Origin of the sequence: Gordonia zhaorongruii (genome assembly GCF_007559005.1) — a bacterium.
GTDB classification, from domain to species: domain Bacteria; phylum Actinomycetota; class Actinomycetes; order Mycobacteriales; family Mycobacteriaceae; genus Gordonia; species Gordonia zhaorongruii.
In genome coordinates, this window is record NZ_CP041763.1 from 2,390,932 (window position 1) to 2,416,111 (window position 25,180).

Below are 25,180 nucleotides of genomic sequence, written 5' to 3' on the forward strand. Positions count from 1 at the left end.
GCGAGAGCAAAAAGTCCCCGGCCTGCTGAGCAGGCCGGGGACTTCTCCGTGGAGCCGCCGGGAATTGAACCCGGGTCCTCCGTCACTTCGGTGGGGCTTCTCCGTGCGCAGTCCGCTGTGTCTCTACTCGGATCTCCCGGTCTCGCGAACAAGCCAGGATGACGATCCCAGTCGCTGTTTGATGTCCTGCCGACGTCCGCGACCGACGACGACAGTGAGTTCCCTAGCTGATGCCGGCATCCGGTTCCGGGAACTTAGAACCGGGCCGACAGACTAGCCTCGCTGATCAGGCAGCGAGTGCGTAGTCGCGCTGATTGGAATCGGCGCTTAATTGTTTGCTGCGACGCTTAACGGTGGTCTCCAGCCTGCACCGACACGCTTCCCCCACCTCGATGCACGAAGTCGAAACCGATCGGCCCCGAGGGGTGGTGCCACCGTTTCCGGTGGACACCTCATAGTAACGAACACGACGCTCGGTTTCATCCCGATATTTCACCAGACCGTTCCGGACGCTTATCCGACGGTGAGCAACGCGCTGTCGGCGGAGCCGACTTTCACGGTCAGGCGACCGTCCGCAGCCTGGACTCGTCGACCGGTCCAGATCTCGGTGGCCGCAACGGTGGCGTCACCGACCAGTCCTATGTCGCTCAAGGTGATCGACATGGTGCGCGGCGCCGACGAGCCGTTCGACATCGACAGGACGAGCCCCTGATCGCCGACCGCCCGAGAGTAGAGGTCGCGGTTGTCCAGGATCGGCGCTCCCGCGGAGGCTCGACCGTCCCGCGCTATGGCGATGGCGTTCTCATTGGTGATCGTCGCCAGACGCTCACCGTCGAGGTGGTCCGGAGCCCGGCTGAACGTCAACGGCTGCGCGTTCATCACCTGCCGGGTGATGCCGGTCCGCAGCGCGGGCACCGGTTCCTCCGCCGCCATCGTGTGCCGGACCAGCGGATCCGTCGATCTCACCGCGGACAGTCGGAGGCCGCGCTGCTCGAGGTAGCCGTTCAGATCGCCATCGCTCACGGTGGCCGGCGGCGTGCGCCGGTCGCACACCACGTACAGCGATCGGTAACCGGCTTCGCTCAGCCCGGTGTCGACGATCCCGTCGGCGAAGCCGCGGACCTCGTCCGGCGTCGATTCGCACCCCGATCCGACCACCCAGCCGAGTTGAGGCGGAACCGCGTCCGTGTGTTCCTCGTCTGCAGTGCAGGCCGTCACCGACCCGGCGACCACCACCGCGGTCAGTCCGGCCACGAGTCGGGTGCTTCGCATGCGTACGAGTCTCACATGCCTTTCACGCGGCGTCCGACGATCCGCTCCACTTCGCGCTTGGCGGTCCGTTCGGCGATGTCGCGGCGTTTGTCGTGCGCCTGCTTGCCGCGCGCCAAGGCGATCTCCACCTTCGCGTAGCCGTCGGAGAAGTACATCTGCAACGGGATCACGGTCAGATTGCCGTCGCGGACCTTGCCGATCAGATAGTCGATCTCGCGACCGTGCAGCAGCAGCTTGCGCTTGCGGCGCGGTGGATGGTTGGTCCACGTGCCGCTGCCGTACTCGGCGATGTGCACGGCGTGCAGCCACACCTCGCCGGCGTCGACAGTCGCGAACGCGTCCACCAGTGACGCCTTGCCGTCACGCAGGGCCTTCACCTCGGTGCCCTGCAGCACCATGCCCGCTTCGAACGTCTCGAGGATGGTGTAGTTGTGCCGGGCCTTCCGATTGGTCGCGATCACCGACCTGCCCTTTTCTCTAGGCACGATTCACCTCCTCGACATCGTCATTCACGGACGTAGACACGCAGCGTGCCGTATGCGGTCAGCCCGGCCAGCACGATGCCCGTCACCAGGACCCAGGGCGATACGAACCACACGTCGGCCGCAGTGATGCGGGCCAGGATGTTCACACCGTAGAGGTCCTCGAGTGCTTTGTCGAAGAAGAATATCTTCGACAGGAACAGTCCCCCGATCGCGAGAACCGCACCGATCACCGCGGCGATCACCGCTTCGATGAGGAACGGCAGCTGCGTGTACCAGCGCGTGGCGCCGACCATCCGCATGATCGACACCTCCGTCCGTCTCGTATAGGCAGCGATCTGCACCGTGTTCGCGATGAGCAGGATCGCAGCGACCGCGAGCACCGCAGCGACGGCGAACGCCGCGTTGCGGGCACCGTCGAGCACGCTGAAGATGCGTTTCACCAGTTCACGCTGGTCGAGGACGCCGTCGACGCCTTGCGCGCGCGAGAACTTGTCCAGCACCGCGCCGAACCTGTCCGGGTTGTCCATGCTCACGCGCAGTGCGCCCTGATATGCCTCCTTGCGGATGAAGTCGGCGAGTTCGGGAGAGTCCTCCTCCCACGACTCCTTCGCGCTCTGGAAGGCCTGCTCCTGACTGATGAACGTCACCGACCCGACGCCGTCCTCCGCTTCGAGGTCGTGGCGCAGCGTGGTGCACGGCGCCGCCATGCAGTTCGGGTCCTTCTCGGTCACCGCATCGTTGATGAAGAACTGCATCTCCACGCGATCGAGGAAGATCTTCTGGCTCTTGTCCGCCATCTGGATGACGAGCATGCCGCCGCCCAGCATGCCGAGGGTGATCGCGGTCGTGAGGATCATGGCGACCGTCATGGTGATGTTGCGGCGGAATCCGTTGAGGACTTCGCCGATGATGAAGTTCGCGCGCATGTGTGCTTGCTCTCCTGGTCTGCGAAGTCTGGTTCAGCCGATGCCGTACACGCCGTACTCGTCGTTGCGAACGAGCGTGCCGTTGTCGAATTCGAGGACGCGACGCCGCATCGAGTCGACGATGTGCCGATCGTGGGTCGCCATGATGACGGTAGTGCCGCGGCGGTTCACGCGATCGAGCACCTCGACGATCTCCTCGCTGGTCTCCGGATCCAGATTGCCCGTGGGTTCGTCCGCCAGGAGCAGCGAGGGCCGGTTGACGATGGCGCGGGCGATGGCGACGCGCTGCATCTCACCACCCGAGAGCTCCTGCGGCATACGGTCTTCCTTCCCGCCCAACCCGACGTAGTCGAGGGTCTCGGGAACGGCGTCCCGGATCGTCGACGGCGGCTTGCCGATCACCTCGAGAGCGAAGGCGACGTTCTCGGCGACCGTCTTCTGCTGCAGCAGCCGGAAGTCCTGGAACACGCAGCCGATCGACTGGCGAAGTTTCGGGATGTCGCGGCCCTTGAGCCGGTTGACGTGGAAGTCGCCGACGTACGTCTCGCCCGAGGTCTGCCTGTCCTCCTTCAGAAGGAGTCGGAAGAACGTCGATTTACCCGAGCCGGAGGGGCCGATCAGGAATGCGAACTCGCCCTTGTCCACTTCCAGGCTCAGATCCGACAACGCGGGCCTGCTCGACTTCGCGTATTGCATCGTCACATTCGACAGCTTGATCACGGTGACCCAGTGTACTGATCGACGCCGACTGCCCATCGTCCGTGGATCCGAGTGTCGGCTCCCCGGTCGACGCATCGCCGACCGAAGCACGCGCTCACCGCAGCAGCGCGGTCGATCGAGGTCGCGTCACGACCGCGATCGGGCTCACGCCTCCACTTCGTCCATGCGCCAGCGGATGCCCGCTTCGATGAACTTGTCGAGGTCGCCGTCGAGGACCGAGCTCGGGTTGTTGCTCTCCACGTTGGTACGGAGATCCTTCACCATCTGGTACGGGTGCAGAACGTACGAGCGCATCTGGTTGCCCCAGCTCGCTCCGGTGTCGCTCTTGAGCGCATCCATCTGCGCACGCTCTTCCTGACGCTTGCGCTCGAGGAGCTTGGCCTGCATCACGCGCATCGCGGCCGCCTTGTTCTGCAGCTGGCTCTTCTCGTTCTGGCAGGTGACGACGATGCCGGTCGGCTCATGAGTCAGGCGCACCGCCGAGTCGGTGGTGTTGACCGACTGCCCACCGGGACCCGATGAGCGGTACACGTCCACGCGCAGGTCGTTCTCGTCGATGTCGATGTGGTCGGTCTTCTCGACGACGGGCAGGATCTCGACTTCCGCGAACGACGTCTGGCGTCGCCCCTGATTGTCGAAGGGGCTGATGCGGACCAGCCGGTGCGTGCCCTGCTCCACCGAGAGGGTCCCGTACATGTACGGCGCCTTCACCGCGAACGTCGCCGACTTGAGACCGGCCTCCTCGGCGTACGACGTGTCGTACACCTCGACGGAGTATCCATGCTGCTCGGCCCAACGGGTGTACATGCGCATCAGCATCTGAGCCCAGTCCGCGGCATCGACGCCGCCCGCTCCGGAGCGGATGTTGACGAGCGCATCACGCGGGTCGTACTCGCCCGCGAGCATCGTCTTGACCTCCATCGCCTCGATGTCGTTGCGCAGGTCGACGCGTTCGGTGTCGGCGTCCTCGGTGGCCGCCACTCCCGATTCGCCCTCTTCGGATTCGGCGAGTTCGTAGAGGACCGGCAGGTCGTCGAGGCGCGAACGCAGTTCGCCGACACGCCGCAACTCGGACTGCGCGTGCGAGAGCTCGCTGGTCACCCGCTGCGCATGGTCCTGGTCGTTCCACAGGTCGGGATCGGACGCCTGCATCTCCAACTCGTCGATCCGGCGACGGAGTTCTTCGATGTCCATCACCTTCTCGACCGTGGTCAAGGTGGCGTCGAGCGATTCGAGGTCGGCTGAAGCTTCGGGGTGCACGGTTATCCAGGCTACCCGGTGGCCCCGGCGGTCAGACGGTCAGCGAACCGAACTGCCACGTCGAGGAGACCTTGGCGGGCTTGTAGACCACCGGCAGGTCGAGTCCGACGTACGGGCGCGGCTCGTCGGCCGACAGAACGCGGGTCCCGTACACCTCGGTGGGTGGGATCTCCGGACCGATGACGATGCCGCTGAGTGTGCAGTAACTCTGTCCGTTCTTATCGGCGGCGTTGTCGCGGCCGAGCCCGGTGACGGTCAGGGTGCCCTGCTGGTATCCGCTCGTCGCATCGACGGGCCCGCTGAAGCTGTGCCCGCGACGGGCCAGGAACAGCGCGATCACACTGATCACGAGCAATGCTGTGAACAGCACGGGAATCCAGGTCGGCATACCCGCTACCCTAGGCGATCGTGAACCCAGTCGTTGATAATGCCTCCGCCTACGCCGCCGACCTCCGCCTCGCACTGGCCGCGGCGAACGCGGCGGATGCGCTGACCACTGCGAGATTCGGTGCGCTGGATCTGCGAGTGGACTCCAAACCGGACCTGACTCCCGTCTCGGACGCCGACCTCGCGTGCGAACAGCTGCTGCGTGACACTCTCGCGCAGGACCGTCCGGACGATGCACTGCTCGGCGAGGAGTTCGGCGGCGACGCCGCGCCGTCCGGCAGGCAATGGGTGATCGACCCGATCGACGGCACCAAGAACTTCGTGCGGGGAGTGCCGGTATGGGCGACGCTCATCGCACTTCTGGACGACGGGGTGCCCGTGGTCGGAGTCGTGAGCGCTCCCGCGTTGAACCGGCGCTGGTGGGCCGCGGCAGGCGGCGGTGCGTTCACCTCACGCGACGGTGGCCTGCCCCGATCCCTGACGGTCTCCGCGGTCGGCGAGCTCGCCTCGTCGTCGCTCGCCTTCTCGAGCCTGTCGGGGTGGAAGGATCGCGGCATCCGTGATGCGTTCGTCGACCTCACCGACCGCGTGTGGCGCGTTCGCGGCTACGGCGATTTCTTCAACTACTGCCTGGTAGCCGAGGGCGCGGTCGATGTGGCCGCCGAACCGGAGGTGTCGTTGTGGGACCTCGCTGCGGTGGACGTCCTCGTCCGGGAGGCCGGCGGCCGTTTCACCGACCTGGACGGCGAATCCGGCCCGGCGGGCGGCAGCGCGCTCGCGAGCAACGGACTCCTGCACGACGAAGTGCTCACCGCCCTGCGCTGACGCCGGGTGTCCCGAGCCGGCCACCCCGAGCTGGGCATCACAATTCGACCGGTTCCCCCGTCTCGAGCACGGTGAAACCGGTTCCCTCCGGCGCCATCTCGGAGATCCGCGCGTTATGCACGCCGCACCCGGCATCGGAGAGCACCGCTTGATGGATGGGGAACGCGATGCGCGGTGCGACTCCCCGCAGATAGTCGACGGACTCGCTCAGTTTGAGCCACGGCGCGGCCGCCGGTAGCGCCAGCACGTCGATCCGCTCGCTGGGGATGTAGAGACTGTCGCCGGGGTGACAGAACGCTCCGGGCTTCCCGTCGATGTCGAGGATGTACGCGGTGTTGTCGACCACCGGGATGCTCGGATGGATGACCGCGTGCCGCCCACCGGTCCCCCGCACGGCGAACGCGCCGATGCGAATCTCCTCGCCGGGACCGATGACCTTCCACTCCCCTGCATCGCCACGCTCGTTCCACTGCTTCGCGGTCTGCGGATCCGCGTACCGGACGGCATCGGGGTTCGCGGCCACGAGCGCCGGGAGACGCTCCGGGTCGGCGTGATCGGGATGCTGGTGGGTGATCAGCACGGCGTCGAGACCGGTCAACGATTCGAAACCGGCGGCGAACGTGCCGGGATCGAACAGCACTCGGGTGCCGTCGTGCTCCACGAGAACGCAGGAATGTCTCAGGTGAGTGATCAGCATGCCTTCGAACCTACTTCCCACCACGGGAACTGCGTTCGCAGTTGAGGGGTGACAAGGTTCTTACCGAGGAGTAAGGTCTGTTCTTACTAGGGAGTAAGAAGTTTTGCTCCACCCGTTCTGCCCCTCGAGACACTGGTGAGGAAATGACCACGAACACCGAGCCCCGCGACACCTCGTCCGTCGGCGCACACCCGCACAAGCGCACTCCGATCGGCGTCGCGATGCGCGTGCTGACCGCTATCACCGGATCGGACATCGCCGAGAAGTACGGTCTGCGCGAGCCCATCAACCGTGTCGCCTACGAAGGCACCAAGACCGGGTTCAAGACCCTGGGCGCCGCCAACCGCGCATTCGCCAAGGCCACCGGCAGCGGCAAACCGCAGCGCCCGGAAACGCCGTCCAAGGGGTACTTCAATCTGAACCCGGACGAAGAGCAGGCGATGATCGCCGAAACCGTCCGTGACTTCTCCACTGAGATCCTGCGCCCGGTCGCGTACGACGCCGATAACGCCGCCACCGCTCCCGAGGACATCCTCAAGCGCTCCGCCGAGCTCGGCATCACGATGATCAACGTCCCCGAGACGTTCGACGGCGCGGCCACCGAGCGCGGCGTCGTCACCAACGCACTCGTCGCCGAGGCGATGGCCTACGGCGACATGGGGCTGGCCCTGCCGCTGCTCGCACCGAGCGGCGTCGCCTCCACCCTCACCAACTTCGGCAGCGACGGCCAGCAGCGGACGTACCTCCCCGACTACGCGGGCGAGAACGTCCCGACGTCGGCAGTGGTCATCGCCGAGCCGCGCCCGTTGTTCGATGCGTTCAAGCTGTCGACGAAGGCCACTCGCTCCGGTGACGGCTTCACGCTGAACGGCGTCAAGTCGTTCGTACCGGCAGCGGGCAGCTGTGAGCTGTTCATCGTCGGCGCCGAGCTCGACGGCAGTCCTGCACTGTTCATCGTCGAGTCCGACACCGACGGACTGTCGGTCGAGGCCGACCCCGGCATGGGCGTCCGCGCAGCGGGCATGGGCCGGCTGAACCTCGACAACGTCTCGGTTCCGGCAGCCGGGTTGCTCGGCGAGGTCGACGGCGAGGAAGCCGCCACCGCGTACCGCAACGTGGTGCGCCTGTCCCGTCTCGGCTGGTCGGCACTGGCCGTCGGCACGGGCAAGGCCGTCCTCGACTACGTCATCCCCTACGTCAACGAGCGCGAGGCGTTCGGCGAGCCGATCTCCAACCGCCAGGCGGTGGCCTTCATGGTCGCGAACATGGCGACCGAACTCGACGGCCTTCGTCTGGTGACCCTGCGCGGTGCGTCGCGCGCCGAGCAGGATCTGTCGTTCGCCCGCGAAGCTGCGCTGGCCCGCAAGCTGACCATCGACAAGGGGCTGCAGATCGGCCTGGACGGCATCCAGCTGCTCGGCGGTCACGGCTTCACCAAGGAGCACCCGGTGGAGCGTTGGTACCGCGACCTGCGCGGTGCAGGCATCGGCGAGGGCATCGTCGTCCTCTGACGGACGGCGTGCGTGAAGGAGAGTCCCATGGCAATCAATCTCGAACTGCCCAAGAAGCTGCACGGCACGATCGACCAGGCGCGCGACGCGGCCCTGCAGATCTTCCGGCCCATCAGCCGTAAGTACGACCTCGCCGAGCACGAGTACCCGGTGGAGCTCGACACCTTGGCCAATCTGTACAACGGCCTCGCGGCCGCCGGTCAGGCGGGCGCAGGTGCGGCCGGCGGTCGTGGCGACGTCCAGAAGGAGCGCCCCGAGGGGTACGTCGCCAACGGCGGCAACATGCAGTCCGTCCTCAACTCGATGTGGGCGTCGTACGGCGACGTCGGCCTGATGCTGTCCATCCCGTTCCAGGGCCTGGGTAACGCGGCCATCGCGGCCGTCGCGACCGACGAGCAGATCGAAAGCTTCGGCGGCGAGGTCTGGGCGTCGATGGCCATCACCGAACCGAGCTTCGGCTCGGACTCGGCGGCCGTCACCACCACCGCACGCCGGGACGGCGACGAGTACGTCCTCAACGGCGAGAAGATCTTCGTGACCGCCGGTTCGCGCGCCAGCCACATCGTGGTCTGGGCGTCCGTCGACCGCAGCCTCGGTCGCGCCGCGATCAAGAGCTTCGTCGTCCCCCGCGACCACCCGGGTGTCACCATCGCGCGGCTCGAGCACAAGCTCGGCATCAAGGCGTCCGACACCGCGGTGATCCTCTTCGAGGACTGCCGCATCCCGGCGAAGAACCTGCTGGGTTCGCCCGAGGTGGACGTCAAGAAGGGTTTCGGCGGCGTCATGCAGACGTTCGACAACACCCGGCCGATGGTGGCCGCGATGGCTGTCGGCGTCGCCCGTGCGGCGCTCGAAGAACTCCGCAAGCACCTCGCGGACGCGGGCGTCGAGATCGACTACGACCGTGCGGCAGCGGATCAGCCCGCGGCGGCGGCGGAGTTCATCCGTCTCGAATCAGATTGGGAGGCCGCCTATCTGATGACGCTGCGTGCTGCGTGGATGGCCGACAACAAGGAGCCGAACTCGCTCGAGGCCTCGATGTCGAAGGCCAAGGCCGGACGCACGGGCACCGACGTGACCAACAAGGCCGTCGAACTCGTGTCGACCCTCGGTTACTCCGAGCGAACCCTGTTGGAGAAGTGGGCTCGCGACTCGAAGATCCTCGACATCTTCGAGGGCACCCAGCAGATTCAGCAGCTCATCATCGCGCGGCGCGTCCTCGGGAAGAGCAGCGCCGAACTGAAGTGATCTGACGCGCTCCGCGCACCGGAAAGAGCCCGCACCGTCGAGACGGTGCGGGCTCTTTCCCTGTCGCCGCGTTCGCGGACCTTGCCGTGTTCGCCGGACCTGCCGGACGGCGCGGCCTACTGTTGATCCATGCTTCCTCCCAGGGGGCGCGACGGCGCGCTCGGCGTCATCGCGGTCGGCACCGGCGTCGTACTCGCGCTCCGTCCATTCGACTCGGTCCCGGTTCTCGCCGTGGCGATCGCCGTCGGGCTCATCGTCACCGGCGCGGCCGAGCTGATTCGGACTCCGCGCGGGGCCGCCGCGCTCCGCGTTCTCGGAGGCACCGCGCTGGTCGTCTCCGGTGCCGTGCTCCTCGTGTGGCCCGGACTGTCGATCCTCGCGGTCGCCGTCGTCACCGGAGTCGGCCTGATCGTGTGGGGCATCGCCCATCTGGCCGAGGCGGCCCGCGGGGACGATGCCGTCACGCGTGTCACCGACGCCCTGGTCGGACTGTCGGCCATCGCACTCGCCGTCGCCGCACTGTCGTGGCCCGGGGTGACGGTCTTCGCAGCGGCGTTCGTCTGCGGACTGGCCTTGATCGGGTTCGGGCTGGCGCTCGGGTACCGAGCGGTCCGCGGCCGACGCGAGCGCGAACGCACCGCGCATCGCCGTCTCCGCCTGACCGCAGCCGTCCTCGCGGTCTGCGTCACCGTTCCGTTCGCAGTGCTCGCCATCGGGCTTCATCGGCCCGCCCCCGCACCGGACGGCTTCTATTCGGCCCCACTCGACCGGGACGCAGCTCCCGGCACGCTGCTGCGCATCGAGCCGTTCCAGCGAGGAGTCCCGCCGGGCGCGCAGGCGTGGCGAATTCTCTACACAACCACCCGGAATGTCGGTGAACCCGCGCTGGCGAGCGCCCTCGTGGTCGCGCCGGCGACGCTCCCAGCGGGTCCGCGACCGGTGGTGGCGTGGGCACACGGGACCACCGGCGTCACCCGGGGATGCGCCGTCTCACTCCTCCCCGACCCGTTCGCCGACACCGTGACACCCGGACTGCCCCAAGTGATCTCGAACGGTGGCGTCATGGTCGCCACCGATTACATCGGGTTGGGCACACCTGGCCCCTCGCCGTACGTCATCGGACAGGGCGAGGCGCGATCGGTACTCGACTCGGTACGTGCCGCCCGGCACGTGCCTGGGCTCCGGCTCGCCGACGAGACGACCGTGTGGGGACATTCCCAAGGCGGGCACGCGGCACTCTGGTCCGGCATCCTGGCCCCGGCCTACGCACCGGATGTGACGGTGAACGGTGTCGCGGCCCTGGCGCCCGCAGCCGATCTCGTCGGCCTGGCGAACGATCTCACCACGATGACCGGCGGACCGCTGCTCGCCTCGTACGTCATCGACAGCTACAGCCGCGCCTATCCTGATGTGAAGTACGACGACTACCTGAAGGTGCAGAGTCGGCTTCCGATGCGCGCCATGGCCACCCGGTGTCTTCACGAACCCGCGGCGACCGTATCGGTGATCGAGTCCCTCCTGCTCGGCGACGACCCCTACGCTCAGCCCCCGGCGCAGGGACCGCTCGGTCGGCGTCTGACCGAGAACACCCCGTCCGCGAGGCTCGCGGTGCCGGTGTTCATCGGCCAGGGCGCGGCCGATCCCCTCATCAACCCGCAGGGGCAGCAGAAGTTCGCTGCCGCCCAGTGCACTGCGGGCACCAGCGTCGACTTCCACATGTATCCGGGATTGACGCATATGAGCGTCGTCGAGACCGAATCACCGGCGATCACCGACATGCTGACGTGGACGCGCGCTCGCCTCGAGGGTCGGCCCGCCACCGACAACTGCGCGGCGGGCTGACCCACTCCTGCATTAGGGGCGGTCAGTCGGACTGAGCGCCGAGCTGCTGCACGAGCTCGTCGAGCACTGCCTGGTCCTCGATGGTCGACGGGACCGTGTACTTCTCGCCGTCGACGATCTGCCGCATCGTCTTGCGAAGGATCTTGCCCGAGCGCGTCTTCGGCAGGGCGGTCACCACGGTCACGTCGCGGAACGTGGCGACCGCGCCGATCTCGTCGCGCACGCGCGTCACCAGCTCTGACCGCAACGTGTCGTCGTCGATCTCGACACCCGCCTTGAGCACCACGTAACCCGACGGCCGCTGCCCTTTGAGATCGTCGTGAATCCCGACGACCGCGCACTCCGCAACCGCCCGGTGCCCGGCGACGACGGCTTCGATGCTGCCGGTGGACATCCGATGGCCCGCGACGTTGATGACATCGTCGGAGCGCCCGAGAACGAAGACGTAACCGTCACTGTCTATATAGCCTGAGTCGCCTGTCAGGTAGTAGCCGTCGAATGTGTTGAGATAGGAGGCCCGGAAGCGCTCTTCGTCACGCCACAGACCGGCGAGGGTCCCCGGCGGCAGCGGCAGTCGGACCACGATGTTGCCCTCCGCGCCCGCGTCCACCGGAGCACCCTGTGCGTCGACGATCTCGACACGGTATCCGGGCACCGGCACGCTCGACGATCCCGCTTTGATCGGCATCGGTTCGAGCCCGCGCAGGTTCCCTACGATCGCCCACCCGGTCTCGGTCTGCCACCAGTGGTCCACCACCGGTACGTCGAGCATCTTCGACGCCCACTCGAAGGTGTCCGGATCGAGTCGCTCACCCGCCGCGAACAGCGTCCGCAGCGATGAGACGTCGTGCTTCACCAGTTCCGCACCGTCCGGATCGGCCTTGCGGATCGCGCGGATCGCGGTCGGCGCGGTGAACAGGGCCGCCACCCCGTGATCGGCGATCACCCGCCAGAAGGCTCCTGCATCCGGCGTGCCGACCGGCTTCCCTTCGTACATGACAGTGGTCGCACCTACCAGCAGGGGCGCGTAGACGATGTAACTGTGGCCGACCACCCACCCCACATCCGATGCCGTCCACCAGACGTCACCGGCTGAGATGTCGTACACGTTGGTCATCGACCAGGCGAGAGCCACCGCGTGGCCGCCGTTGTCGCGGACGACTCCCTTCGGTTTCCCGGTGGTGCCGGACGTGTAGAGGATGTACAGCGGATCGGTCGCAGCTACCTCGACCGGGTCGGCGGGTGCCGCCGACGATGTCTCCGCGTCCCAGTCGAGCCAGCCCTCGTAGTCGGCGGCCGACCCCGGCACCTCGGTGCGGTCCTTGACGATCACCGTGCGGGGGCCCGCGGCAGCCGACTCCAGCGCCGAGCGCACCAGCGGCAGGTACTCGACCGTCCGGCCGGGCTCCAACCCGCCGGATGCGGTCACGACGGCGACCGGTTCGGCGTCGTCTATCCGTGCCGCCAGTTCGGGGGCGGCGAAACCGCCGAACACGACCGAGTGGACGGCACCGATCCGCGCGCACGCCAGCATCGCGATCGCGGCCTCCGGAATCATCGGCATGTAGATGACGACACGGTCGCCCTTCCCCACCCCTTGAGCGGTCAGCACACCCGCGAATCGGGAGACCTCGTCCAGGAGCTGCGCATAGGTATAGGTGCGCACCGTCGACGTCATCGCCGAGTCCCAGATGAGCGCTGCCTGCTCGCCCCGCCCCGCCGCCACGTGGCGGTCCAGTGCGTTGGCACTCGTGTTCAGCGTCGCGTCCGGGTACCAGCGGTAGATGGGCGGGTTCTCGGCGTCGAGCGCCTGAGTCGGAGGTGTCATCCAGTCGACGCCCTGCGCGGCGTCGAGCCAGAACCCCTCGGGGTCGTCGGTGCTTCGGATGAACGCGTCTTTATAGCCGGTCATGGCTCAACGCTAGCGATTCATCGGTGATCGTTGTCACTTTATCTTCGTGTGACGGCTCACATTCCGTCTCTTTCTGATTACGGATCGATAACAGCCGAAACCATTTCATGACCTGCAAATTCGTGCACCGAGGACCGCTTGCAACAGCTAGCGAACTGTGTTGCGGACCACTTTCGCCTGCGTGACCTCAGCTTTTCGCTCTTGTACGTTGGCTCCCGGCCCACAAAGCAGCTGGTTTTCCTGACACGGCTGCCGAAGGAGGAAATACATGAACATGAAGAAGATCGCTTCCGGAACCGTGCTCGCCGGCGCACTCGCCGTCGCACCGCTCGCCACCGCCATCGGTGCGGGTGACGCACACGCGGCAGGCAACTGGGACGCAGTCGCAGAGTGCGAGAGCGGCGGCAACTGGTCGACCAACACCGGCAACGGCTACTACGGCGGCCTGCAGTTCTCGCAGAGCACCTGGGAGGCCAACGGCGGCTCGGGCAACCCGGCCGACGCATCGAAGGCCGAGCAGATCCGCGTGGCTGAGAACGTTCTCGCCACCCAGGGTGCCGGCGCATGGCCGGTCTGCGGCTCGAACCTCTGAGGTTCGATAGCTGATCGAGCGCCGTCGGCGCGCTACGTGCGCTGACAGGTACCGGCGAGGCCGGTCGTCCTTCGGGACGATCGGCCTCGTCTGCGTCTGCACACTCTTTATTCCCGGACTCCCTTTATCCCCCAGCACCCTCTGGCCACTCCCCCGAGGCCCCTGCCTGTCCCCCGAGGCCCCTGTCTATCCCCCGGGTCCCCGGCTATCCCCAGGTTCCCGCCTGCTCGACGATGAATCCGACCAGGATCACCACGCTGCCGCCGACCTCGCCGAAGATCAGCGCAACCATCGACGCCGTCATCGACGGGGTGCTCGGATGCATCTGATTCGTCGTGTCCCGCGTGAACCCGTGCATGCAGTACGCGCCGATCGCGGTGACGAAGAAGAAGAGCACGACGCCCAGCGCGACGATGTTGACCGCAGTGCTCCAGGCACTGAACTGCACGAGCGCCGCCAGGAGCACTGTCGCGAAGGAGTACATCAGGGCCGCGCGGTGCGCGATGTCGACGTAGATGTGGGCATGCCCGTCCGGGCTCTGTGCGATCTGCACGAATTTCCATACGCCGAGAAGCAGCGCCCACAGGAAGATGACACCGGCCGAGATCAGGGCCACCTGCGTGGCGAGCTGCAACGTCATGGCCTCACTCTCGCATAACGGAGACTGCGGAGATTCGCCGAGCGGGTCGAACGATCAGCGGAACCGCGGCCGGCCCGACCGGCTGGGGACGACACCACCGCCGGAGAGCAGTGCAGGTCTGAGCAGTGCAGGTCTCAGTACACCGCCCACTCGCTGCGGGAGTACCCGAGGATGCGGGGATCCATCAGCGTCGACGGCGCCATGTCGAGCCGCTGCCGGTCGCGCGGGAACACCGCTGCCGCAGCGAGCTCCTCGTCGCTGAGGAACCGCAGCGGCGCGGGTGCATCCACATCCAATCGAGGCGGCTCGTCCCCGGCGCTCGCGATGTGGAAACCCCAGTCGCCGAAGGACGGGACATCGACGTGATACGGCGTCGTCGACAATCCGCCGGCTCGCATCGTCGACTCGATGGACCAGTACGACTTCGGTGCGAAGTAGGGCGAACCGGACTGCACGACGGCGCGTCCGCCGTCGGCCAGGTGCGCGGCCACCAGCCCGTAGAACTCCACCGAGTACAGCTTGGCGGTCGCGGACTCGTCCGGATCCGGCATGTCGACGACGATCACATCGAATCGGTCCGCATTCTCACGCAGCCAGTTGAACGCGTCGGCAGCGACGATCTGCGCACGTGGATCGTTCATCGATCCCCGGTTCAGCGCGGTGAGTTCGGGTTCGGTGCGTCCCATCTCGATCATGTCGGGGTCGAGCTCGACCAGGGTGACCTCGTCGGCGTCCGGATAGGTCAGAATCTCCCGCAGGGCGAGTCCGTCGCCCCCACCGAGAACCAGCACCGACTGATGCGGTCCGGCCATCGCCGGATGGACCAGCGACTCGTGGTACCGGTACTCGTCGACCGAGGAGAACTGAAGGTCCCCGTTGAGGAACAGACGCGTGTCCGCCCCCAGCGGTGTCTTCCGCTCGGTGAGGACGATGTCCTGGTACGGGCTGCGCTCGGCGGCGATGATCGGATCGCGGAACATCGCCTGGCGGGCCGTCACCTCGAACTGCGCCGAGTAGACCAAGCCGGCGATCAGGACGGCCACCGTCCCGACCGCCGAGATGCCCAGAACCGCACGGGCGATGCGCCCCAACGACCTGCGGAAGACGACGAACACCAGGAAGCACCCCGCCGCCGCGTTGACCAGACCGACGACCAGCGCTCCTCGTAGCTGCCCGAACACCGGTAGCAGCAGGAATGGGAACAGCAGGCCGCCGATGAGCGCGCCGATGTAGTCCACGGCGAAGATGTCGGCCACCGCGGAACCCGCATCCTGCTTGCGGATCCGCTGCAGCAGCACCATGAGCAGCGGGATCTCGGCGCCGATCAGCAGACCGAGGATGAACGCCACCACGACCAGTGCCGGCGTGTACGCCGACAGGTAGGCGAACGACGCGTAAAGCGCCATCACGGACAGTCCGCCGATGACCGCGAGCAGCAGCTCGATCGCCGCGAACGACACCACCGATCGCGACTGCAGAGGTTTGGCCGCGAGCGAACCGACGCCCATCGCGAACACCATCACGGCCAGGACGATCGACGCCTGGGTCGCGGTGTTGCCGATGAGGAACGAACCTAGCGAGACCAGGGCGAGCTCGTAGACGAGTCCGCATGCGGCACAGACGAACACCACGGCGAGCAGCGCCGATCGCGCGAGCCGTGGCCGACGGACGCCGACCGGTTCTTCGAGTGCCTCGGTCACCGGCGGTACTGCGTCACAGGATCGCGACGGCGACGACGATCGCCACCCCGATGTGCAGGACTCCGTGCACCCACACCGCCGGATGGTGCTCCGGCTGAATAAGGAGTTCGCCGAGATCTCCGGGAGTGAGGAGGTCCACGACGAGGAACGTCACCGCCATGACGACCAGTCCGATGACGGTGTAGACGATCGTGTCCAAGAGGCCTTCGAGAAGGCCGCCCTCGCTCGCGACGATCGCCGCACCGACGATGATCGCCACCGCGAGGAGGTTGGAGCCGACGAGGATCCCGGCGTTGCGGTTGCGCTCCAGCCACAGCTGTTCGCGCAGCTTGCCCGGAGTGAGCACGTCGAGCAGGGCGAACGACACGATCATCAGGGCTACCCCGACCAGTGCGTATGCGCCTGCGGAGTAGGCGTTCTGGAACATATCAGCGAACATGTGAGCTCCGGTCCTGTGTGGAGGTTGGTCGTAGGGTCATCCGAGCTGTCACTTTCCGGCTCCACTTCCGCCGCCGCGGTAGCCGGATCCCGATCCCGAGAACGCCGGTGTCGGGACCCAGAAGGCGCCGACGTAGCTGTGGTAATGGTGATAGCCCGATCGGTAATCGGTGCTGAGCATCACCCGCGTCTTGTCACCGGCATGGGGAAACAGCGCGATCAGGTAGTCGGGGTACTGGAGGAACCTGGAGCCTTCGACGTTGCCCGTTCCGGAGGCGCCTTCACGCCGATCGGCCGGCGACTCCTCGTCGCTCAACTCATCGGCGACCTTCGTCGGATTCCCATCGGCCACATAGGCTTTGACCGAACCCTCATCGAGCGACGCGTCGCGCTGGTAGTTGGAGGTGACGTAGTTTCGTGCATCACCGTTCCCGGAGGAGCAGGTCACTGCGAGCGCGAACACGGCGATGACGATGGCAACGACGATCGCGACTGTGCGCACGGTGCGCCATCTCCGACTGCGGTCAGGCTCCTCGCCGCGGTCGTCGCCGTGGTCGTCACCGTGTCCACCGCCGTGGCCACCGCCGGTTCCGAAATTCGTCATCGTGTTCCCACCGAGTCAGGTGTTCCCAGGTCGCACGTTCTCATCGCACTGCGCGTCGAGACCACTTCGCCGGTCTGCGGGTAGGTGTGCCAGGTCCGCCACGTCACACCGCCCTCGCCGGGAGCCGCGACCACTGCGGTGACCGCCAGCGGAGATCCGGGGAATCGGCCGATCAGCGCGGGAGTCCCCTGGGTCTGATGATCGGCGACGATGCGGTCCAGTGCGACGACGCGCTCGTGCAGTTCGGCCTCGGTCACCTGCTCGACGGAAGATGTGAAGCGGTATCCGGGTTCGCGGAACGTCGACGGCATCGGCGATGTGTTTTCTGGAAGGCAGGCGACGGTTTCGCAGAGCCGATGTCCGCCGCCGGAGGCGAGAACCTGATGGCTGGCTCCGAGGAGCCGAAGGGAGACGGTGAACCCGGCGACCTCACCGTCGGCAACGGCGAGCGCGTCCTGTTCCGGCGCGGCCAGCGAGAAGCCGAGCTGGTGCGCGCTCGTGTCGGTGTAGGCGACCGGCAGTTCGCGGCTGATCGGGACGGTCGCGTCGGTGAGGTCGGATGTCATCGCGGCTCAGGTGGTGGTGCTGGACGGGAAGATGCGGTACTCGCTGCGTCGCAGGACATCGCCTCGTGCGCACTCCCATCCGGGACCGAAGTCCTCGAACGACAGGCGCGCGTCGCCTGCGGAGTAGTCGTGGTACGAGACTCGGCCGTTCGCCGCGAGCCCGGTGGTCCCGGCCGAGGTGAACGACGCCGCCCCGGACTCGTCCGAGGTGTAGCGAACGCCCTGAAGTTCGACGGTGGAGGGCCCGGGGCTGACGGTGGCGCCGTTGACCTCCTGCCACAGCACCACTTCGAGGTCGGGGTCGTCCTCGACCGAGATCCACGCCTTGTGACCCAGTCCGGTGTCGAGGAAGTTCTCGGTCCACACGTAGCTGCCCTGGGTGAGCCGCAGGGTGCCGCGAACCGCGTAGGTCTCGCCGCGGATCTCGACGAGATCGCCCGGTGTGAGGTCGCGCGGATTGCCCCGCACAGCATCGTCGTCTGCGGTGGAGAACGGGTCGCCCGGGCGGTAAGCGCGGTCGCGCAAGGCGTCTGCCTCGGCTTTGCGCCGCTTACGCGCTTCCAGGTACTTCATGATCACCACAGCGGCGACGACGGCCAGCAGTGCGATGAGGATGATGACGACGAATTCCACACTTTGGACTCTAGTGGGTGGCCGCTCACAGCCGAAACCGATCGATCACTCGGCCGCGATCAGCGGACCTGATGATGAGCGGAACAAGCAGAAGACCCCTTACTCGACTTGTGTCGAGTAAGGGGTCTTCCCTTTAGTAGCGGGGGCAGGATTTGAACCTACGACCTCTGGGTTATGAGCCCAGCGAGCTACCGAGCTGCTCCACCCCGCGCTGCACCGATCACGTTACACAGCGGTGAACTGAACACGCAAATCGATTGCCCACCTACGTGATCGACGACACTCACGTTCGCCATCAGCGCTGCTCAACGCCCATGAGCCGAGCGAGCTGTGTCGCGATCGGGTTCAGATTCAGCTTGTCGGCATCCTTCTTCGGCTTGCCGTCCCACGGCTGCCGGTACGCAGGATTCGCCAGATCGGCGTTGTTCGCACCGCGGACAGCGGTCGGACTGCCCGTCGGAACCGCACAACGCGCCTCCGTGTTGAACGGGAAGTCGTCGTAGTTGACGTCGAAGTCCGGGTCCTTCTTCTTCATCTCGTCGATCATCTTCTGCGTGCCCTCGTAGCCGCGCGTGCAGCTCGGCGGGTTCTCGGTCTCGAGAACGATGCCGAAGTGGATCTGCCCGTCGGTCCCCGCCACCGAGTGACTGCTCGCCGACAACGAGGACAGCATCGCGAATGTCATCCCAGTCGAGAACGAGGTCGGCGCGATCTCGCGCACCGTGCCACTCAACTGACCGATCAGCTTCGTGGCGTCACCGCCGTTCGACCGGAGGAACGTCGACAGAGCGCTCGCCGCACGCGGCCCGTTCGACAGGATCCTGCGCACCGCCGGATCCGCGGAAGCGAGCGTGGCCGTCACCACGTCGATGTTCTTCGACCACGACAGGATCTCGTCGGACTGCTCGGCCTGCGTACCCAGTACGACCGCGGAGTTCCGCAGCAACCCGAGAGTGTCTTCGAGGTGCTCGACACCCGTCGCCGACAGCTCTCCGAGTGAGTCGACCAGTCTGGTCAGGTCGTCCCCTCGATCCTCGAACGCCAGACCGAGTTCGCTGACCACCGTCCGGAGGTCGTCGATGGGCACCGTCTCCGTCAGTTCGATGGCCGACTCGGTCACCTCGTCGAGCTTCGGCGGGAAGTGCACCTTCGTGATCCGTGAACCGTCATGCAGAAAGGGGCCACCCGCCGACACCGGACGCAGATCCAGGAACTGCTCACCGATCGCCGACCTGTTGGCGACGAACGCCTCTGCCGATTCCGGGATGTCCTCGCCCGACGACTCGAGCATGAGCTCCGCCTCGATGCCGTCGGCGGTCAGGCGCATATCGCTCACGCGGCCGACGGGAACACCCCGGTACGTGACCTGCGATTGAGGAAACAACCCGCCGGCGTCCGGCATCGCGACGGTCACCTGGTACACGCCGACGCCGACCGCCTGATCGAGCCGTGCGTAGCGAACCCCGCCGAATGCGGTGGCGACGATGGCGAGAATCGCAATCAGGAGCAGCTGAATTCTCACCAGACGACTGAGCGGTGGCATACCGGCCTTTCAGGATTCAGCCGGCCCGATTATCCGACAATGCAGACTGTAAAGGTCCGCTCTCACCTGGAGCTACTTCCACCGATCAAACGTGATCGATCGATCGAATCAATGATAGATGTGACATTACTCACGTTCGTCGTATAGTGAGGGTACCGATACCAGATATGAGGAGGCATCATGGCCGACCCAGATGTTCACCGCCACGAGAGTCACGGGAACCATCCGATGAGCATCATCGCGTTCGCGCTCCTGCTCATCGGTGGAGCGTTCTCGGCACTGTGGCTCATCACGCTCGCCGATCTGCCCGACAACAAGACCATGAACATCACCTACGGCGTGCTCGCGCTCGGGTGCCTGGTCTTCGCGACGATGGTCTTCTCATACCTCACTCGGCACCTGCACCACTCACCGGTGATGCCGGACAATACGAAGACCGAGATCGACCGTTACCTCGCAAAGGTGCGCTGACGAACCAGGATCACCGACATGACGCGGCCCCGGCGGGAATCACTCCCGGCCGGGGCCGCCTCGTATCCGGGCCGAATCAGCCGCCGGTCGACTCGTACTTCGTGATCGCTGCGTCCAGCTTCTTCAGCGCATCACCGAGGCTCCCGAGGTCTCCCCCGCTCTGCGCGCGCTTCACCTCGCCCAGAGCGGCGCCGAGTTCGGCCACCGCAGCCTTGCGCTCAGGCGAATCCGATTCCGAGCTGGTCGGCGCCGGCGCCGGCTTGCCCTCGTTGGGGTTCTGCTCGTCACCACCTCGCGGGGCCTTGCTCTCCGCATCCGGCGCGGTCGCCGCCGCCGGGTTGATGCCGACCTGCTTGAGCGCTTCGGCCACGGTCGGTGCGTAACCGACGTTCACGTTGCCCTCGCCCGCTGCTGCGTTGTAGTAGGTCAGCACCCGGTAGAGCTTCGGCATCGCCGAGTCGCCCGACTTCGCCTCGGTGTACATCGGCTGGACGTACAGGATTCCGTTCTCACCGACCGGGAGCGCCAGCAGGTTGCCGTACGTCACCTTGGTGGTCTCCTCGACCAGCTTTCGGTCGGCGGCGACACCGCCGTTGGTCTTCATGTTCTCGGCCGCCTGACGCGGACCGATCGTCTGATTCGCCGTCGGCAGCGCCTTCACGGTGAGTTTGCCGTACCCCTCGGGGTCGGACGCCGCCGTCACGTATGCGGCCAGGTTCGGCCGGTTGAGGGCAGTGAGCACCGACGTCAGCTGGAACTGCGACTCGGTGCCACCGGGCCGCGCCGCCGTGAAGTAGTACGGCGGCTGCTTGTCGACACCGTTGTCGTCAGCAGTCGGATCCGACGGCACCGTCCAGAAGTTGTTCGACCGGTAAAAGGTCGCTGCGTTGTCGACGTGGTACTTGCGGAGCAGTTCACGCTGCAGTTTGAACAGGTCCTCCGGGTACCGCATATGGCTCAGCAGATCAGGTTGCTTGTCGAGTTCGGCCCGGCTCTTCACCGTCCCGGGGAACACCTTCATCCACGTCTTGAGCACCGGATCGTTCTCATCGAACTGGTACAGATCCACCTCGCCCGTGTAAGCGTCGACGGTGGCCTTCACCGAGTTGCGAACATAGGAGACCTCTTCGTCCACCTGCGTGCGACCGGTCTGCCCGGCATTCTGCACACGAGAGTCGGCCGTCGCGTCGGCGAGGGCCATCCGCTGCGCGTACGGGTAGTTCTTGAGCGTCGTGTAGCCGTCGACGATCCACTTGATGGAACCGTCGTTCATGACCGCCGGGTACGTCTTCGAGTCCGTGGTGAGCCACGGGGCGACCTTCGACACGCGGTCGCGGGGGTCGCGGTTGTACAGAATCCGCGAGTTCGAGTTGATCGCATCCGAGAGCAGGAAGTTCCGCTCGCCGTACTTGGCCGCGTACAGCAGCCTCGCTCCCAGGTTGCTCAGCGCGACGCCGGTATCACCTTCGTGAGTGTTGCTCTGGTTGTCGCCGTCGTACTCATGGTCCTGGCCGTCGTCGGAGCCGACGACCGCGTAGTCCGGATCGACCTTCGAGATCAGCTCGCCGAAATAGATGCGCGGTTCCTTCACCTGGATGGGCGAGTTCTTCTTGTACGCCTCGGTCCCGATGGTCCGCTGGTCCGACACCTCGAACACCGGTAGCCCGCCGCGGTCGGACTTGCTGTCGCTGCTCGCCTCGTCCACCTTGTTGGCCTGGGCTGCGATGAAACCGTTGCCGTGCGTGTAGACGGTGTGCTTGTTGATCCAGTTGTTCTGGTTGTCGTCGTACTTCTGCGGGTCGAGTTCGCGAGCGGCGACGATGAAGTCGCGCATCTCCGTGGATCCGTCTTCGTTCTTGACCGGGTACCGGTCCAATGCGAGCTGATTCGGGAAGCCGTAGAAGTTCTTCAGCGACTGGCGCTGCGCGAACGCCTTGGACACCACAGCCGGATCGAGCACGCGGATGTTCGAGAGGGTCGCCTCGTCGGCGTTCACCTTCGCCGGATCGGCGGGCTCGGTGGTCCAGTCCCGCACGTACTCGACGTCCTTGCCTTCCCGGATCCGATAGGCCTGCGTGGTCGCCGCGATATTGCGGCTGATGTACTCGGCCTCCTTCGAATCCGCGCTCGGCTTGACCGAGAACTGCTCCATCGCGGCAGGCCAGATCACGCCGATTACAAGCGCGGACAGCAGCATGAGAACCGTTGCCATCGCCGGGATCCGCAGATCACGCAACGCCACCGCGGCGAAGAACGCGATCGCGCACACGATCGCGATCGCCATCAGGATGAGCTTGGATGGCAGCACCACGTTGATGTCGGTGTAGGTACCGCCGGTGAAGATGTCGCCGCGGCGGTCACTGCTCAGCAGGTCGTACCGGTCGAGCCAGTAGCCGACGGCCTTGAGGAGCATGAACACGCCGACGATGATCGCGAGCTGGATGCGCGCGGCGCGCGTCACCATCCCCTGGCGTCCGCCACCGCCCAGCCGGATGCCCCCGAACACGTAATGGGTCAGCAGGTTGCCGACGAATGCGACCCCCAACGAGATGAAAGCCAGGTCGAGGATGAGCCGGACGAACGGCAGCGTGAACGCGTAGAAGCTGATGTCCATGCCGAACTGCGGGTCGGTCTCGCCGAACGTCTCGCCGTTGATGAAGGTCTGGATCGTGGCCCACGAGGCCTGTGCGACGAGTCCGCCCACCAGCCCGAGCAGGACGGCCGGCACGATTCCGGCAACCCACGGCCGAGCGCCGATGATCTCTCGGTAGCGCGCCAAGGGATCACCGGGCCCCGAGACCGGAACGAAGTCCGGTCGTGACCGGTACGCGGCGTAGATGCCGGCGAACACGATGCCGCCCACCACGAGGGCCGCGACCAGGAACGCGACGATGCGCGTGGTGACCATGGTCGACATGACGTTGGAGTGACCGACGCTGGAGAACCACATCCAGTCGGTGGCGATCGCGACGAAACGCGGTCCGATGAGCAGGAGGAGCAGGAGCGCAACACCGATTCCGATCAGGATCTTCGATCTGCGGGAAAGCGTCGGTCGCTCGGTCGGACCACGCATGTCAACCACGTTGTAACTCCTGTTTCATCGCATCGGTCGCCGGAGCAGGCGCCGGCTCTGGTGACCACAGTACTGATCCGGTCGAATCCGACCGACCTCGCACTCGTTTCATCCCGCCGAGGTGCCGGGACTTCACGTCGGGGCGGGCTGCCTGTGACAATGGCACGCGTGAATGACGCGCTCCGATTCTCTCAGGCCGATCTCGGCAATGCTCTCGCCCAGTGCGCGGGATACGTCGCCGCCAGTCCGTGGGGTTCACCGGCGACCTTGTTCGCTCTCGTGCCCACTGCGGTGCTGGCGCAGCAGGCGCCGGGTGTCGTGGATCCCGACGACGACTCGGTCCTGAGCCCGGTCGTCCAGGAGTCGGGTGACGTCGATCTGGAAACGCTGCTCACCACTGTCTCGTGGCCGGAGGCAGTCGTCGGCTGCGCGATCGTCAACGAGATCACGGTGCTGCCGCCCGAGGCGGAGACGACCCTCGACGATGCCTTCGAGCCGCTCCTGGCCGACCCCGATGCCGCGGACGCCGCAGCGCTTGATGCCGCACACGCTCACCCCGAACGACGCGAGGCGCGCCTCATCGCCGGCGTGTTGCGCACCGGTCAGCGGTTGGCACTGCTGTCATTGCGGGCGACTCCCGACGACGAGCCGGGTATCGAGTCGGATCTGCGGACGCATCCGAGTCTTGCGCCGAACGTGCTCGACGCTCTCGCCTCGACCTTCTAGCAGTGGGGCACCTGCTCGTCGGTGCCGAGTGAGTTCAGCGCGTTCAGCGCCTCATCGAGGTTGCCGACCTTCAGGAGTTCGATCCCGTCCGGAGCGTCGGATTTGGCGAGCGAGCAGTTTCCCGCCGGAACGAGGAACGCGGTGGCCCCCGCCTCACTCGCTGCCCGGACCTTGTGATTGATGCCGCCGATCTCGCCGACCTCGCCGGACGGATCGATCGTGCCGGTGCCCGCGATGAAATCACCGTGCGAGAGATCGCCCGGCGTCATCTGGTCGATGACCGACAGGGTGAGCATCAGCCCCGCCGACGGTCCGCCGATATCGCCCACGCTGTACTTGATGTCCTTCGCGGGATCTGCGGGAACCGACCGCATCGTGACACCGAGGAAGGCGCGTGCGGGATCGTCGGGCCTCTTCGCGAGGGTCACCGGCGCCGTCTGCTCCTTCCCGTCACGAAGGAACGTCACATCGACCTGCTCGCCCGGTCGGTGGGCGTCGATCGTCTTCGACATCTCCTCCATCGAGGACACCTTCCGGCCACCGATCGTGATCACTCGATCACCGTCCCGGAGGACGCGTGCCGCGGGCCCCTTGTCGACGATCTGCTTCACGCCGACCGCGGTCGGCAGTCTGAGATGATGGAGTGCAGCGAGCGTCGCGTCATCCTCCGAACCCGACATCTGAGCCACGTTCTGCTGCTGGACCTCCTCCTCGCTGCGATCGGACGGGTAGTACGACTCGCGCGGCTCGAGCTCATACGAGCTGGACACCCACTTCCCGAGCGCAGAGAACAACGACATCCCGTCGTACAACGACACCGTCGTCAGGTTGAGGTGTCCGGTCGGCGTCGGATCGACCGCCCCGACGACCTCGACCACGCGGGGGCTCTTCGGATCATCCGGTGCGGCGGTGCCCAGGGTGTTGACCGTGGGCCCGGGGCCGAGCGCCACGTAGGGCACCCGCACGTACATGCCGAGGCCGATGAACAGCGCGAGCAATGCCACTGCCACATAGATCGTGATCAGACGGCGGCGGCCGCCACGGGTGCTCTCCATCTGGCCCAGGGTAATAGAGCCGGAGGTCGCGGACCCGCCGGGAGTCTTCCGCGG

General features: G+C 66.2%; 24 protein-coding genes, 1 tRNA gene and 1 other RNA gene. 7 read left to right on the forward strand and 19 right to left on the reverse strand.

Annotated features, from left to right (window positions below; genetic code table 11):
* Positions 1-46: 46 nt before the first annotated feature.
* The 7 genes from ssrA to FO044_RS11140 form a co-directional block, all read right to left on the reverse strand.
* Positions 47-420: a transfer-messenger RNA gene (gene ssrA, locus FO044_RS11110) on the reverse strand.
* A 93-nt stretch (positions 421-513) separates the two neighbouring features.
* Positions 514-1,272, reverse strand: coding sequence for a hypothetical protein (locus FO044_RS11115; RefSeq protein WP_132991928.1), 759 nt, complete (start codon positions 1,270-1,272; stop codon positions 514-516).
* Between the two features lie 11 nt (positions 1,273-1,283).
* Positions 1,284-1,757, reverse strand: coding sequence for an SsrA-binding protein SmpB (smpB, locus tag FO044_RS11120; protein ID WP_132991929.1), 474 nt, complete (start codon positions 1,755-1,757; stop codon positions 1,284-1,286).
* A 20-nt stretch (positions 1,758-1,777) separates the two neighbouring features.
* A complete protein-coding gene (gene ftsX / locus FO044_RS11125) occupies positions 1,778-2,683 on the reverse strand; it encodes a permease-like cell division protein FtsX (protein ID WP_132991930.1) in 906 nt (301 codons plus the stop codon).
* A 33-nt stretch (positions 2,684-2,716) separates the two neighbouring features.
* Positions 2,717-3,403 (reverse strand): cell division ATP-binding protein FtsE, encoded by a 687-nt coding sequence (ftsE, locus tag FO044_RS11130; protein WP_143965654.1) that lies wholly within the window; start codon positions 3,401-3,403, stop codon positions 2,717-2,719.
* Between the two features lie 144 nt (positions 3,404-3,547).
* Entirely contained in the window at positions 3,548-4,663 is a 1,116-nt protein-coding gene (prfB, locus tag FO044_RS11135; RefSeq protein WP_132991932.1) for a peptide chain release factor 2, read from the reverse strand.
* Between the two features lie 31 nt (positions 4,664-4,694).
* Positions 4,695-5,051, reverse strand: a complete 357-nt coding sequence (locus FO044_RS11140; protein WP_132991933.1) for a hypothetical protein — start codon at positions 5,049-5,051, stop codon at positions 4,695-4,697.
* A 20-nt stretch (positions 5,052-5,071) separates the two neighbouring features.
* On the opposite strand from FO044_RS11140, the gene hisN reads away from it, so the two are divergent.
* Positions 5,072-5,875, forward strand: coding sequence for a histidinol-phosphatase (hisN, locus tag FO044_RS11145; protein ID WP_186290538.1), 804 nt, complete (start codon positions 5,072-5,074; stop codon positions 5,873-5,875).
* A 37-nt stretch (positions 5,876-5,912) separates the two neighbouring features.
* Here the strand turns inward: hisN and FO044_RS11150 are convergent, their stop codons facing one another.
* Positions 5,913-6,572, reverse strand: a complete 660-nt coding sequence (locus FO044_RS11150) for an MBL fold metallo-hydrolase (protein ID WP_143965655.1) — start codon at positions 6,570-6,572, stop codon at positions 5,913-5,915.
* A 143-nt stretch (positions 6,573-6,715) separates the two neighbouring features.
* On the opposite strand from FO044_RS11150, the gene FO044_RS11155 reads away from it, so the two are divergent.
* From FO044_RS11155 to FO044_RS11165, 3 genes are all read left to right on the forward strand, one after another.
* A complete protein-coding gene (locus FO044_RS11155) occupies positions 6,716-8,083 on the forward strand; it encodes an acyl-CoA dehydrogenase family protein (RefSeq protein WP_132991936.1) in 1,368 nt (455 codons plus the stop codon).
* 27 nt (positions 8,084-8,110) lie between these two features.
* Positions 8,111-9,331: an acyl-CoA dehydrogenase family protein gene (locus FO044_RS11160; RefSeq protein WP_132991937.1), complete on the forward strand. Its 1,221-nt coding sequence runs from the start codon at positions 8,111-8,113 to the stop codon at positions 9,329-9,331.
* Positions 9,332-9,460: 129 nt separating this feature from the next.
* Positions 9,461-11,173, forward strand: a complete 1,713-nt coding sequence (locus tag FO044_RS11165; RefSeq protein WP_143965656.1) for a lipase family protein — start codon at positions 9,461-9,463, stop codon at positions 11,171-11,173.
* Positions 11,174-11,195: 22 nt separating this feature from the next.
* Here FO044_RS11165 and FO044_RS11170 read toward each other — a convergent pair whose 3' ends face one another.
* Positions 11,196-13,085, reverse strand: coding sequence for a propionyl-CoA synthetase (locus FO044_RS11170; RefSeq protein ID WP_143965657.1), 1,890 nt, complete (start codon positions 13,083-13,085; stop codon positions 11,196-11,198).
* Positions 13,086-13,353: 268 nt separating this feature from the next.
* On the opposite strand from FO044_RS11170, the gene FO044_RS11175 reads away from it, so the two are divergent.
* A complete protein-coding gene (locus FO044_RS11175) occupies positions 13,354-13,677 on the forward strand; it encodes a transglycosylase family protein (RefSeq protein WP_132991940.1) in 324 nt (107 codons plus the stop codon).
* A 205-nt stretch (positions 13,678-13,882) separates the two neighbouring features.
* Here the strand turns inward: FO044_RS11175 and FO044_RS11180 are convergent, their stop codons facing one another.
* The 8 genes from FO044_RS11180 to FO044_RS11215 form a co-directional block, all read right to left on the reverse strand.
* On the reverse strand, positions 13,883-14,317 hold the full coding sequence (locus FO044_RS11180) for a hypothetical protein (protein WP_143965658.1): 435 nt from the start codon (positions 14,315-14,317) through the stop codon (positions 13,883-13,885).
* Between the two features lie 134 nt (positions 14,318-14,451).
* Positions 14,452-16,017, reverse strand: coding sequence for a polyamine aminopropyltransferase (locus FO044_RS11185; RefSeq protein WP_143965659.1), 1,566 nt, complete (start codon positions 16,015-16,017; stop codon positions 14,452-14,454).
* 13 nt (positions 16,018-16,030) lie between these two features.
* Complete coding sequence (locus FO044_RS11190; RefSeq protein WP_132991943.1) at positions 16,031-16,456, reverse strand: DUF350 domain-containing protein; 426 nt, start codon at positions 16,454-16,456, stop codon at positions 16,031-16,033.
* 48 nt (positions 16,457-16,504) lie between these two features.
* Positions 16,505-17,059 (reverse strand): DUF4247 domain-containing protein, encoded by a 555-nt coding sequence (locus tag FO044_RS11195; RefSeq protein ID WP_143965660.1) that lies wholly within the window; start codon positions 17,057-17,059, stop codon positions 16,505-16,507.
* The gene (locus FO044_RS11200; protein ID WP_132991945.1) at positions 17,056-17,625 is read right to left on the reverse strand and encodes a DUF2617 family protein; all 570 of its coding nucleotides are present in this window, start codon (positions 17,623-17,625) and stop codon (positions 17,056-17,058) included. The genes FO044_RS11195 and FO044_RS11200 overlap by 4 nt, the downstream gene beginning before the upstream one ends.
* A 6-nt stretch (positions 17,626-17,631) precedes the next feature.
* A complete protein-coding gene (locus FO044_RS11205; RefSeq protein ID WP_143965661.1) occupies positions 17,632-18,258 on the reverse strand; it encodes a DUF4178 domain-containing protein in 627 nt (208 codons plus the stop codon).
* 137 nt (positions 18,259-18,395) lie between these two features.
* A tRNA-Met gene (locus tag FO044_RS11210) sits at positions 18,396-18,469 on the reverse strand.
* An 84-nt stretch (positions 18,470-18,553) separates the two neighbouring features.
* Entirely contained in the window at positions 18,554-19,801 is a 1,248-nt protein-coding gene (locus FO044_RS11215; RefSeq protein WP_143965662.1) for an MlaD family protein, read from the reverse strand.
* A 180-nt stretch (positions 19,802-19,981) separates the two neighbouring features.
* Between FO044_RS11215 and FO044_RS11220 the strand changes: the two genes are divergently transcribed.
* Entirely contained in the window at positions 19,982-20,272 is a 291-nt protein-coding gene (locus FO044_RS11220) for a hypothetical protein (RefSeq protein ID WP_132991948.1), read from the forward strand.
* A 76-nt stretch (positions 20,273-20,348) separates the two neighbouring features.
* Here the strand turns inward: FO044_RS11220 and FO044_RS11225 are convergent, their stop codons facing one another.
* Positions 20,349-23,345 carry a UPF0182 family protein gene (locus FO044_RS11225; RefSeq protein WP_143965663.1) on the reverse strand — a complete coding sequence of 999 codons (2,997 nt, stop codon included), beginning with the start codon at positions 23,343-23,345 and terminating at the stop codon, positions 20,349-20,351.
* A 168-nt stretch (positions 23,346-23,513) separates the two neighbouring features.
* On the opposite strand from FO044_RS11225, the gene FO044_RS11230 reads away from it, so the two are divergent.
* Entirely contained in the window at positions 23,514-24,071 is a 558-nt protein-coding gene (locus tag FO044_RS11230; RefSeq protein ID WP_244945752.1) for a PPA1309 family protein, read from the forward strand.
* Here the strand turns inward: FO044_RS11230 and FO044_RS11235 are convergent.
* Positions 24,068-25,126 (reverse strand): YlbL family protein, encoded by a 1,059-nt coding sequence (locus FO044_RS11235; protein WP_143965665.1) that lies wholly within the window; start codon positions 25,124-25,126, stop codon positions 24,068-24,070. The two genes, FO044_RS11230 and FO044_RS11235, sit on opposite strands and share 4 nt — an antisense overlap.
* Between the last annotated feature and the right edge of the window lie 54 nt (positions 25,127-25,180).

Coding starts and splice junctions, on each gene's coding strand:
- FO044_RS11115 (WP_132991928.1), bottom strand. CDS start 1,272: ATGCGAAGCACCCGACTCGTGGCCGGACTGACCGCGGTGGTGGTCGCC.
- ftsX (WP_132991930.1), bottom strand. CDS start 2,683: ATGCGCGCGAACTTCATCATCGGCGAAGTCCTCAACGGATTCCGCCGC.
- FO044_RS11140 (WP_132991933.1), bottom strand. CDS start 5,051: ATGCCGACCTGGATTCCCGTGCTGTTCACAGCATTGCTCGTGATCAGT.
- FO044_RS11150 (WP_143965655.1), bottom strand. CDS start 6,572: ATGCTGATCACTCACCTGAGACATTCCTGCGTTCTCGTGGAGCACGAC.
- FO044_RS11155 (WP_132991936.1), top strand. CDS start 6,716: ATGACCACGAACACCGAGCCCCGCGACACCTCGTCCGTCGGCGCACAC.
- FO044_RS11160 (WP_132991937.1), top strand. CDS start 8,111: ATGGCAATCAATCTCGAACTGCCCAAGAAGCTGCACGGCACGATCGAC.
- FO044_RS11165 (WP_143965656.1), top strand. CDS start 9,461: ATGCTTCCTCCCAGGGGGCGCGACGGCGCGCTCGGCGTCATCGCGGTC.
- FO044_RS11170 (WP_143965657.1), bottom strand. CDS start 13,085: ATGACCGGCTATAAAGACGCGTTCATCCGAAGCACCGACGACCCCGAG.
- FO044_RS11175 (WP_132991940.1), top strand. CDS start 13,354: ATGAACATGAAGAAGATCGCTTCCGGAACCGTGCTCGCCGGCGCACTC.
- FO044_RS11180 (WP_143965658.1), bottom strand. CDS start 14,317: ATGACGTTGCAGCTCGCCACGCAGGTGGCCCTGATCTCGGCCGGTGTC.
- FO044_RS11190 (WP_132991943.1), bottom strand. CDS start 16,456: ATGTTCGCTGATATGTTCCAGAACGCCTACTCCGCAGGCGCATACGCA.
- FO044_RS11195 (WP_143965660.1), bottom strand. CDS start 17,059: ATGACGAATTTCGGAACCGGCGGTGGCCACGGCGGTGGACACGGTGAC.
- FO044_RS11200 (WP_132991945.1), bottom strand. CDS start 17,625: ATGACATCCGACCTCACCGACGCGACCGTCCCGATCAGCCGCGAACTG.
- FO044_RS11215 (WP_143965662.1), bottom strand. CDS start 19,801: ATGCCACCGCTCAGTCGTCTGGTGAGAATTCAGCTGCTCCTGATTGCG.
- FO044_RS11220 (WP_132991948.1), top strand. CDS start 19,982: ATGGCCGACCCAGATGTTCACCGCCACGAGAGTCACGGGAACCATCCG.
- FO044_RS11225 (WP_143965663.1), bottom strand. CDS start 23,345: ATGCGTGGTCCGACCGAGCGACCGACGCTTTCCCGCAGATCGAAGATC.
- FO044_RS11235 (WP_143965665.1), bottom strand. CDS start 25,126: ATGGAGAGCACCCGTGGCGGCCGCCGCCGTCTGATCACGATCTATGTG.